Raw genomic sequence first — 9,758 nt, 5'->3', positions numbered from 1 at the left:
TGATGCTGATGCTGATGCTGATGCTGATGCTGATGCTGATGCTGATGCTGATGCTGATGCTGATGCTGATGCTGATGCTGATGTGGAAGCGAGGCCCGAAGTCAGCACAGATGCGGGTCCGAAGTCGTAGCCCTGGCTTCGTCGATTCGTCACGATTCAGGCTCAAAGGTCCGCCAACCGGGTAGGACGTCAATTAACCACCTCCCCGGACGTTGCCGACAGCCGGATTCGCCTTCCACCCGAGTGGTCGCGGGAAGGAAGTACTCTGAAAGCGAGGGTCACCGAGAGTATCTCAGTGAAACTGGGTGATGTCGGCATTCTCGGGACAAGTCACGGTGAAAGATGAGGTGAGTCAGATTGACCGCACCAATACCTCTTGAGGTGGCTTGCGATGAATCTGGCAACGACGGCGAAAACGTCCTCTCCGGAGAATCGCCTGTTTTCGCGCATGCGAGCGTGACACTATCGCGTGGCGCTGCTTCAGACTTGATCGATGAGATTCGAGAGCGCACTCGTAGCCAGAGTGCGGAGCTGAAGTCCAGGACAATCCTTCAGCCTAGGCATCAGGCTACAGCTAGATGGTTGCTCACACATCCGCTGGTCGAGCATTGCGCGTCCGTGCACCTCACCCACAAGAAATACTTCCTGGTATCGAAGCTCTACGATTCTACAGCGGAAGAACTTGCTCACGAGCACGGCCACGATATCTATGCGACCGGGATCGCGCTGGCGGGGGCGAATTTGCTGTTCTTCCTCGGCCCGGAAAGTTACGGCGAAGAATGGGAGCGACTCCTGATGTCGTTCCAACGCTTCATGCGCGCAAGTGATGCAAGCGAGGCACAGGTTCTGTTGGCGCGGCTGGTGCAGATCACGAGGGGGCTGCTCGCCAATGAAACCGCGATTGTGCGGAGCGTTCTGGACGCAGTTTTCGCTGGGTTCGGTCACCTTGCCTCACTCTCGCAACTTCAACTCGGGGAAGGCCTGGAAGAGCGGCTTCGCACGACGGACCCACTTATCTCAGCAGTTGGTGCGGCCGTGCGTTATTGGGCTTCAACCTCGGGAAAGCCCGTGATACTAGTCCACGACGCGGCGAAGGAGCTGACGCCGGTGAAGATCGAGTGGGCGAAGCAGTCCCTGGCGCACCCGGAGGAGGTGATCCCGTCGCGACGGGACTTGTCCAGCAAACTTGAAGACGTTCTACTTGTCGACTCGAAACAGGATCCTCGAGTCCAGGTGGCGGACTTACTTGCTGGCATTGGCCGAGTGGTCGCAGAATCTATGGCGGACCATCAACAGCATCCGCTGCTTGCGAGTCTTGCACCGCTCGTGAGTGGCGCAAGTATCTGGCCGATCCCCGCGAACATGAACGTTGAGAATGCTCGTGAGGCGATATCTTCTCAGTTCTCGTAGGTGAAGATCTCGGCGGCTCTGAGCGCGCTCGGACGTCGCCTAGCTGGCCTACCTAACGTTCACGGTACTTGCGATTAGCCGCCTCACTCGCGCTGGCTAGTGGCTCAAGCTGAGCGAGTCCGAGTCCCGAGGGTGCTGAGGGTAGCGCGAGTTCTAAGCCGACCTCCCTCCCGAAGAACCAGTGTCCTTGAAGTTGCCTACCGCCAGGAAGCGAAGTCCAGCCTGGGCGTAGTTGGAAGGATCCCGGAGAACTGACGCTAGTCAAGTCGACTACAGTCACCGGGAATGTATCAGAACTCAGCGGGATCGCAGCAGGCCTCATTTTGGGGTAGGCGCGACTGAAGGATTCCCGGTTGACATATTCGGCGAACTGTACAGCCAAGCGGTCACCGTTCTTATGGCGAACATCAAGCGAGCGCCCACCGGGTTTGCAGATCACCTGATCGAGCTGGTCCTGTGGCACTTCCCAACCTCATGGAACACTGTTTGTTCGCGGAGGTCGACTCGCAGCTGGGGTGCGACCTAGATCGCAAAGAGGCGGCCCTGATCGAGGTGCCGGCGAAGCTCTCAGCGGAAGCGTTCGATGACTGGGCCTCCGATGAGCGACGCAAATCGTTAGGCGTCTTCGCCCGCGGGAGCGAGCTGTACGAACGCCTTCACCGGCTCCAGCCTTTCCACCGCCGAGATGTGGACGTGCACCCCATGAGACGTCTCGCAGAGCACACGAACTTTGCGAAGCATCGAGAGCCGAGCGTCACGCTGACCCGAGTCGGTCGGGTCGACCTCGAGGACGGATCACACAGCGCATTGCGCGCCGGCGAGCAACAGGTCGCTGAAGTTGGCAGCGTTCTTGCTTCCGTTCCCCGAGGTATGAAGATGGGCGTCTCTATCTGGCCGGGGGTGGTTGTCCGAAGACCTCACACCGGCACAGTGCACACCCTCATGCACGAACTTGGACAGCTGGAGGAATGGGTCCGAGAGCAGTCTGTTCCAATCCTGGTGAGAGGTCGCGCAGACCTACCGAAGATCCCGCCGAACCTGGATCTGTCGCGCGGACACGCGTCGTTCTCCGAGGCGTGGAATGCCGCCAGTCGGGACGCAGCCCACACGCGCCTCACCCGACGTATGGCCGGTGAAGGAGTCAGACGCGATCTCCTCGAGATGATGGCCGATTTCTGCGGCGACGATAAGCGACCAGCCTTCGCGGGCTGGCTCAGCACCCTTGACGAGTCGGACGTGCTGGCTCTTTTCACGCCCGTCAGCGAAGCAGCGCTTCGGGGGGATCATTTGACCAGCGAGCATCACCTTCAGCTCTGGCGAGAGCGAGCTGGCGTCGAGATCGACGACGACTCCAAGACGTGAGCGGCACACCGCTACGGTCAGGCCATGCCGAAGCAGATGGCCATCGAGGCGTTCCGGGAACAGCAGTGGGTTGATCGCTATGCGCCACACATCGCGCCGGTGAACGAGTACGTCGACGAGCTGCGCGAGGCGGGACGAGGCTGGGCGCCGTACGTCGCACCCCTTCACGGTGGTGTCGAGGCCCGGGTGCTGAGCATCCTGCGCGACCCGGGGCCGGCGACGCAAGATGAGGTCGGCAGTGGGTTCATCTGTGTCGAGAACAACGACGGCAGCGCCGAGCTGCAGGCGGTCTTGCTCGAGGAGGCCGGGATCTCGCCCTTCGAGTTGCTCCCGTGGAACGCCTACCCCTGGTACATCAACCGTGCCGCGAAGGCGTCAGAGCTGGATGCCGGAGTCGAGACGATCCTCCATTTGCTGGAGCTCGCGTCGAAGGTGAGGGTCGTTCTGCTTCAGGGCGGTGACGCAGACCATGCGTGGCGCCGGCTGTTGCGCATCGCGCCGAACATCGAGCGGGATCGTGGGCTCATGGTCGTGCGCACGTTCCATCCGTCGCCGCAGGCGCTGTTCGTGCGAGATGTCGAGGAGCGGGCAGGCCGTGTGGCGCGTCGACGCGAGGCATTCCACGAGGTGGTGGCGCTGCTTGCCTGATCGTCGCGAGGGTGTCAGCGCGAGGTCGAGGCCTCGCGTACTCTCGCGGCGTCCGCATGGCGGTCGAAGCGCTGCAGCCACTGGAGGTGGTAGCCGGAGGCTGAGTGACGGCGACCGCGGTGGTTGCCCGCGATGACGATGTCGGCGTATCGCGAGAGGAGCCCGTCCCAAGGGATCTCGGCGGCCGGCGGGACGAGCTGCGCCTGGGGGAGTGACTCTGCAGCGAGGCTCGACTTCCGGGTGTTGCACATCGCGTGCAAGGTGGTGAGGTTGTCGACGTCGCTTGAGCCGCCGCTGGCGTGGGCGAGCTTGTGGTCGGCTTCGGGGGCGACGGCCCAGTAGGCCGGGTGCACAGTTCCGCGGCGGTAGTGGGCGTAGTAGGGGAGCGCTTCGGGGAAGACGTCGCTGATCGCGACGAGGATGCAGCGCGGGATCGTCCGGCCGCCGCAGTAGGTGCAGCGGAATCCGTCTCGGAGGAACACCTGCGCTCTCGTGCGGTCGGAGACACGGCGCGACGAGCGATCGGTGATGCCGGCGGCGGTCGCGCCGTGGAACGTCAGCGCACCTGTCCACACTTCGCCGGCGATGGGGGCAAGGCGTTGCTCAGCCAATTCGAGCGACGGCAGAGCCTCGGCGACGCCGGCGAGAGTCTCGCTGTACAGGGCGACGGCGTCGTAAGGCAGAGCGTCAACCGCGACCGTCACGCGGGATCCAGCTCTGTCGTCGAGGGGTCATCCGTCGCGAATTCGCGGGATCGCATGACGGCACCGACTCCGAGGAAGCCCGCAAGACGGACGACGTCGTTGCCTCCCATGACGCGGTTCAGCGTGAATTTGTTCGGGAACTGCTCAAGGAGCTGGTTCTCGCCGTCGAACGCGCGCTCGTTCTTGAGAGCGAAGATGCGGGTGGTGTCGAGGGCCCGGAAGCTGTCGATGGAGAGAATCGATGAGGTGACGTTACCCCAGATGAGGCGGTCGAACTGCTTCTGGGTGGTCCAGTGCTGGCGGATGCGCTTCGCGATCCCCGTCGACGAGTTGGCCACGCCGACATAGACCTGGCAGTACTCGTCGAGCACCATGATGTAGAGCCCGGCCGCGCCGTCCCACTTCGGCAGATCCGTGACTTCGACCGTGCCGCGTCGGCTGGCGACAGCTGACTGCAGAGCGCGTTCGAACTCCTCGCGATCGAGGGAGGCGAAGTGCGCCATGTTCAGGTCGAAGTTCTGCAGCGCTCTCTCGCGATGCTCTTCGCACCATTCGTCGGAGTGGAAGCGGTGTTCGGCGTCTTCGTACGACCAGTCGAGGGAGTCCCACAGCTCTGGGTTGTCCTCACGGTGCCACCGAGGGAGCGATGAGCGCTTGTTGATCGTCGCGTAGACGTCGCGGGAGATGCGCAGACCGAGTCCGCAGGTGCTGCGGACGGTGGTGCCGAAGTGCGTCGCGGTCTCGGTGCCGCCGGCGCGCGGTCTGCCTCGGCGGGGGATCGCCACGGGGACACCCCAGACCTTCCGAGAGAGCCGTGTCTGCCAGCGATGCCAGATCAGTGTGTGGCCGGAGTCGACGAGTGCATGCAGGGTCGCGTTCGCATCAGCGCCGATGCCGACGTCGAAGATGCGCGCGGGGTCGAACTCGAGGTGCTCGCCGTCAGGGATGAAACCTGCGTTCTCCAGGCCCCACTGGTCAGCGTCGCGGACGAGGTAGCCGGCCTCGGTGAGTTCCCGGCGCAGCCCCTGCGACGTCTGGGGACGCGGCACCCACACGTGGGTCTCGCGGGGCGTGACGGTGATCTCGAGTTCCATGGTCGTTTCGTCCGAGTCATGCTCGGTCAAGGTCTCGCCCCCCAGTGGGTACGCCTATCGCGACCGCCGTGAAAGGCGGGTGGAGGCCTGTCACAGAGCGCATGCTCCGACCCTATCGAGGGACCGGGGAGCCACGAAGCGGTGTTAGAGGAACACCACGACCCAAGTGAGCAGCGTCAGCGCAGCGGGAATGAGCGCGGCGAGAATGCTGCGCGGCCGTCGACCTCGAATCGCGAGCACGGTCATCCAAACAATGATGAGGGTCGCAACGCACGCGACGATGGTTGTGATCCAACCGGTCTGATAGGTCAGAGCTTCGCCCGAAGCATTCTCCCACTCGCAGTACCTGCCGGCGGGGAAGGCTGTCTTATGCCCTTCGGTGAGCGACACCTCTCCTCGGGGCACCACGTTCGGCGGCACCGGGCCTGTGATGCACGCGTACTCAGCGTTGCCGGAGACGCTGAAGTACTGGAGGACAGGCATCGCCAGCACGGGCAGCACAGCGAGGCAGGCGATGATGAAGTACACGAGGGAACTTCGGGGCGTTGCGTCTCGGGACATCGCTCAGTGGATTGCGGCGTTGGTCCAGATTCCAATCCAGCCCAGACCGAGGAAAAACACCGCTACACCAGGGAGGAGGCGCCGCATCGGAGTGAGTCGTTTCCAACGTGTCCATGCAGCGATAGCGGCGATAAGACACAGCGTCGTACCGATGATCGCAAGTGCCGTTACAGCCAGACCTGTCTGCACGGTGACGATTCCGCCGGTTGTGGCTTCGTAGACGCACGCTCGCCCGATTGGCATGAATGTCACGTCCGTCACGACCTGCGGATATTCACCGATGTATGCAGCGGTGTCCGGCGCACTGCGGAAGCATGCGCGATCTATCTCGCGAGAGTCGCCGTACTGAGACACGAAAGCGACCCAGACCGCCAATTGGCTGAGGAGGCTCACGATTATGAGCCATGTCGCCTGGGCCGTCTGAGTCGCCTTCGTCATCTGACCAGTGTTCACGCACGAACCTGTGAGGTCGCACCCCTACGGATCCTGCCGCCACGCCCATGCAGTCCGTGTTGGACAGCAGCGGAGCATCCTCGCACCAGGATTCGTTGACGGACTGGACGACCCCGCTGACCGGACCAGTGTTGTCCAGACCGCGAGGCGCATCAATAGTGATGAGCAGTTCGGTGATGCCCGAGGGATTCGCGGGCAGTGCCTGCGGTGTGCGGAGTCCGATCGCCATCGAGTTGATGTCGCACTCGTTCAAGGCATCGTTGTAGTCGGCGGGATGAGCAGTGATGCCGTCGCAACGCTGCGCCGCGGTCTGATGCCGATGAGGGAATGAGGCGCGACGTGCATCGCGAGGCCGAGCTGGTCGCCCTCCGGACGCTCCCGCTCTTGGCTACGCTGAGTCGGATGAACGGTTCCGTGTCGTGAGTTTCACTCCGCTGCAATCCCGATCCCGGTCACTGGGAGCCTGGTTCCGTACGCACCCGGAGCGGTTCGTCGCGGAACGGTCCCGGCGGCAGATGCTGATCTGGATGGTCGTGGCCGCTGCCGCGGTCGTGGTCGCCCTGCTGGTCTACCTGAACCAGGACGCGACGGTCGAGCTCTTGGGTGGTCGCGTGCGATCCGGGCTGGCGGTCGCCGGGGCCTTCGTCTTGCCGCCGGTGATCTTCGCGGTGTGCATCGTGATGATCCTTCGGCCGTCGCAGCACTGGCGGGTCCGTGGGGGTGGTGTGCTCGCGAACCCGGTCGTGGTCGGCGTGGATGCGACATTCCCGGTCGGATCTCTGGTCTCGGCGATCCGTGAAGGTACCGACGAGGAGATCGTGTCGGGGCTCACGGCCGCGCACCGGCGCGTGGCCGACTCCCGGGTGCTGACCGTGTTCTCGTCCGAGGCGGACGAGGTGATGTACATCGGGGTTCTGCGCGTGGACGGCAAGACCGTGTGGATCGACGAGGAGCCGGTGCGCGTGGACCGGTTCGTGGACCTGAAGCGGTTGAACGCGCTCGCGCTTCGCGCATCGGGGAGACGTCCCGAGCAGAAGGGCACTGCGGATGGATGATCTGAAGTCGGGTCTGTTCGCCCTGCTCGACGGCGCGGAGTACGAGGTCGTCAGCACGTTCGGCTGGTCACTCCGGTCGTGGACGCCGGCGCCGGGATTCACCAAGAGAGCGGGGAAGACCGGCTACTTCCGGGCCATCGATCGGCAGGAGGGTCTTGCCGTCTTCCGCATTGCTCACGGAGGGACGTATGCCGGCGTCCCGATCCAGATCGCCTCGAGCGGTGACGGCCGAGTCGTCGCGGCCTCCCACGACCCCGGTGCCGGTGACGCGGGGTTCACACAACACGGCCGCAGCGAGTGGTACAAGACGATCGACCGCTCCGACCCGAAACTGCGGATCGAGACGACGCGGACACCGGTCCGCGCCCCCTGGCTCGCATAGAGCCGCGCGCGCACGCTCAGCCGAGCAGTTCCACCCCGAAGCCCGACACGACGGTCCGCAGCTCGGCGAGGTAGCGCTGTGCCTGCTCCGTGAGCGGGATCGCGGAGTGGCCGATCCAGCCGATCTCGATGCGCTCGTCGATGTCGAGCGGGATGGCGACGATCTCGGGGTCGAGGTCATCGCTGATGATGCCCGTCGAGATGGTGTAGCCGTCGAGCCCGATCATCAGATTGAAGATGGTCGCGCGGTCGGACACGCGGATATCGCGCGGGCTCGAGAGGGTGGAGAGGATCTCCTCGGCGAAGTAGAAGGAGTTGTTCGCGCCCTGGTCGAAGGTGAGCCTCGGCACGTCGGCGAGATCGGCGAGGGTCACGCGATCTCGAGTGGCGAGGGGGTTCTTGCGGGAGATGAAGATGTGCGGTTCCGCGACGAAGAGCGGGTGGAACGCGAGCCCGGAGTCGCGGAGCAGCTTGTCGATGACGTTGCGGTTGAAGTCGTTCCGGTAGAGGATCCCCAGCTCGCTGCGGAGGGTGCGGACGTCTTCGATGATGTCCCACGTCCGCGTCTCCCGCAGCGAGAACTCGTACTCGGCCGCCGAGGTCGCCTTCACCATCCGCACCAGAGCGTCGACCGCGAACGAGTAGTGCTGCGTCGACACCCCGAGCAGGCGCCGTGACGGTGGTCGGCCGAGGTATCGCTGTTCGAGGAGTGCGACCTGCTCGACGACCTGCCGGGCGTACCCGAGGAACTCCACGCCGTCCGTGGTGAGGGTCACGCCCCGGGCGGAGCGGAGGAGGAGCACGCGGCCCACCCGGCTCTCCAGGTCTTTCATCGCCGCCGACATCGTCGGCTGAGCGACGTAGAGCAGATCGGCGGCGGCGCTGATCGATCCCTCCGCGGCGACCTCGATGTAGTAGGTGAGCTGCTGCAGCGTGATGCCGCTCGAACGCTTGTCCATAGTTGCAGACTATGCCATCGCATAGTCAGAGCACATTTCTCGATAGGGGCCCTCGGGTCGCACCATGGAGGTACCCCCTTCCGCGAGGCCGAGCCCGGCCGATCAGCACACCGATTGGCCCCTCATGGCACATGAATTCACGTTCCGCATCACGACGACCCGGTTCGACGAGGACTACTCGCCGTCGGACAACTCCCGGATCACCACGAACTTCGCCAACCTCGCACGGGGGGAGCACCGTCAGCAGAATCTCCGCAATGCCCTGACGATGATCGACCGTCGGTTCAACGATCTGGCGCGCTGGGACAACCCGGGCGGGGACCGCTACACCGTCGAACTCGAGATCGTCTCGGTGGCGGTGCAGTTCGCCGCCGAGGGTGAGGACAAGGAGTTCCCGCTGCTCGAGGTGCTGGACATCCAGGTCGTCGACCGTCTCACCGGGAAGCGCAGCCACGGGATCGTGGGGAACAACTTCTCGTCCTACGTCCGCGACTTCGACTTCAGTGTGCGACTGCCGGCGGCCAGCGAGGCCGCAGGAGGGTTCAGCGTCCCGGCCGACTTCGGCGACCTGCACGGCAAGCTCTTCCAGCACTTCCTGGACTCGGAGACCTATCGGGAGCGCTTCACCGTGTCGCCCGTGATCTGCATCAGCGTCTCGACGAGCAAGACGTACCGTCGCACCGAGAACCACCACCCGATCCTCGGTGTCGAGTACGAGCAGAAGGACCCCTCCCTGACCGATGAGTACTTCGGCAAGATGGGGCTCGCGGTCCGGTACTTCATGCCCCGCGGCAGCGTCGCGCCGCTGGCGTTCTACTTCCGCGGCGATCTGCTCGGCGACTACACGAACCTCCAGCTCATCGGCACGATCAGCACGATGGAGACGTTCCAGAAGATCTACCGACCCGAGATCTACAACGCCAACTCGGCCGCCGCGAGCATCTATCAGCCGAGCCTCGAGCAGCAGGACTACTCGGTGACGAAGATCGCCTACGACCGCGACGAGCGCAGTCGGCTCGCGGCCGAACAGGGGAAGTACGCGCACGAGCACCTCGTGAAGCCGCACGGACACATCCTCGAACAGTGGGCCGCCACCTACCCCGTTCCTGTCGGATGACCACCGGAGAATCA

The 9,758-nt window shown here is 63.9% G+C and carries 12 protein-coding genes; 7 read left to right on the top strand and 5 right to left on the bottom strand.

What is annotated here, in order from left to right; genetic code table 11:
- From AC07VM_RS04730 to AC07VM_RS04715, 4 genes are all read left to right on the top strand, one after another.
- On the top strand, positions 1–185 hold a 185-nt coding region (locus tag AC07VM_RS04730; protein ID WP_494910180.1), incomplete at its 5' end, for a hypothetical protein.
- Positions 186–381: 196 nt separating this feature from the next.
- Positions 382–1,410 (top strand): DUF3800 domain-containing protein, encoded by a 1,029-nt coding sequence (locus tag AC07VM_RS04725; RefSeq protein ID WP_494910179.1) that lies wholly within the window; start codon positions 382–384, stop codon positions 1,408–1,410.
- 456 nt (positions 1,411–1,866) lie between these two features.
- Positions 1,867–2,772 (top strand): hypothetical protein, encoded by a 906-nt coding sequence (locus tag AC07VM_RS04720; protein WP_494910178.1) that lies wholly within the window; start codon positions 1,867–1,869, stop codon positions 2,770–2,772.
- Between the two features lie 24 nt (positions 2,773–2,796).
- Positions 2,797–3,420, top strand: coding sequence for a uracil-DNA glycosylase (locus AC07VM_RS04715; protein ID WP_494910177.1), 624 nt, complete (start codon positions 2,797–2,799; stop codon positions 3,418–3,420).
- Between the two features lie 14 nt (positions 3,421–3,434).
- On the opposite strand, the gene AC07VM_RS04710 is transcribed toward AC07VM_RS04715, so the two are convergent.
- The 4 genes from AC07VM_RS04710 to AC07VM_RS04695 form a co-directional block, all read right to left on the bottom strand.
- The gene (locus AC07VM_RS04710; RefSeq protein ID WP_494910176.1) at positions 3,435–4,124 is read right to left on the bottom strand and encodes an HNH endonuclease; all 690 of its coding nucleotides are present in this window, start codon (positions 4,122–4,124) and stop codon (positions 3,435–3,437) included.
- Positions 4,121–5,218: a hypothetical protein gene (locus AC07VM_RS04705; protein WP_494910175.1), complete on the bottom strand. Its 1,098-nt coding sequence runs from the start codon at positions 5,216–5,218 to the stop codon at positions 4,121–4,123. Before AC07VM_RS04705 ends, AC07VM_RS04710 begins: the two co-directional genes overlap by 4 nt.
- A gap of 144 nt (positions 5,219–5,362) precedes the next feature.
- Positions 5,363–5,746: a hypothetical protein gene (locus AC07VM_RS04700; RefSeq protein WP_494910174.1), complete on the bottom strand. Its 384-nt coding sequence runs from the start codon at positions 5,744–5,746 to the stop codon at positions 5,363–5,365.
- A gap of 36 nt (positions 5,747–5,782) precedes the next feature.
- On the bottom strand, positions 5,783–6,217 hold the full coding sequence (locus tag AC07VM_RS04695) for a hypothetical protein (protein WP_494910173.1): 435 nt from the start codon (positions 6,215–6,217) through the stop codon (positions 5,783–5,785).
- 530 nt (positions 6,218–6,747) lie between these two features.
- On the opposite strand from AC07VM_RS04695, the gene AC07VM_RS04690 reads away from it, so the two are divergent.
- On the top strand, positions 6,748–7,287 hold the full coding sequence (locus AC07VM_RS04690; RefSeq protein ID WP_494910172.1) for a hypothetical protein: 540 nt from the start codon (positions 6,748–6,750) through the stop codon (positions 7,285–7,287).
- The gene (locus tag AC07VM_RS04685; RefSeq protein ID WP_494910171.1) at positions 7,280–7,669 is read left to right on the top strand and encodes a UCP033725 family protein; all 390 of its coding nucleotides are present in this window, start codon (positions 7,280–7,282) and stop codon (positions 7,667–7,669) included. Before AC07VM_RS04690 ends, AC07VM_RS04685 begins: the two co-directional genes overlap by 8 nt.
- Before the next feature lie 16 nt (positions 7,670–7,685).
- On the opposite strand, the gene AC07VM_RS04680 is transcribed toward AC07VM_RS04685, so the two are convergent.
- Positions 7,686–8,627 carry a LysR family transcriptional regulator gene (locus AC07VM_RS04680; RefSeq protein WP_494910170.1) on the bottom strand — a complete coding sequence of 314 codons (942 nt, stop codon included), beginning with the start codon at positions 8,625–8,627 and terminating at the stop codon, positions 7,686–7,688.
- Between the two features lie 124 nt (positions 8,628–8,751).
- On the opposite strand from AC07VM_RS04680, the gene AC07VM_RS04675 reads away from it, so the two are divergent.
- Positions 8,752–9,744 carry a DUF1852 domain-containing protein gene (locus tag AC07VM_RS04675; protein WP_494910169.1) on the top strand — a complete coding sequence of 331 codons (993 nt, stop codon included), beginning with the start codon at positions 8,752–8,754 and terminating at the stop codon, positions 9,742–9,744.
- Positions 9,745–9,758: the final 14 nt, after the last annotated feature.

The organism is Microbacterium sp. GW821-FHT01D02 (assembly GCF_059422585.1).
Note: the sequence above shows the minus strand (reverse complement) of the source record. Positions and strands in the feature narration are given on the sequence as shown.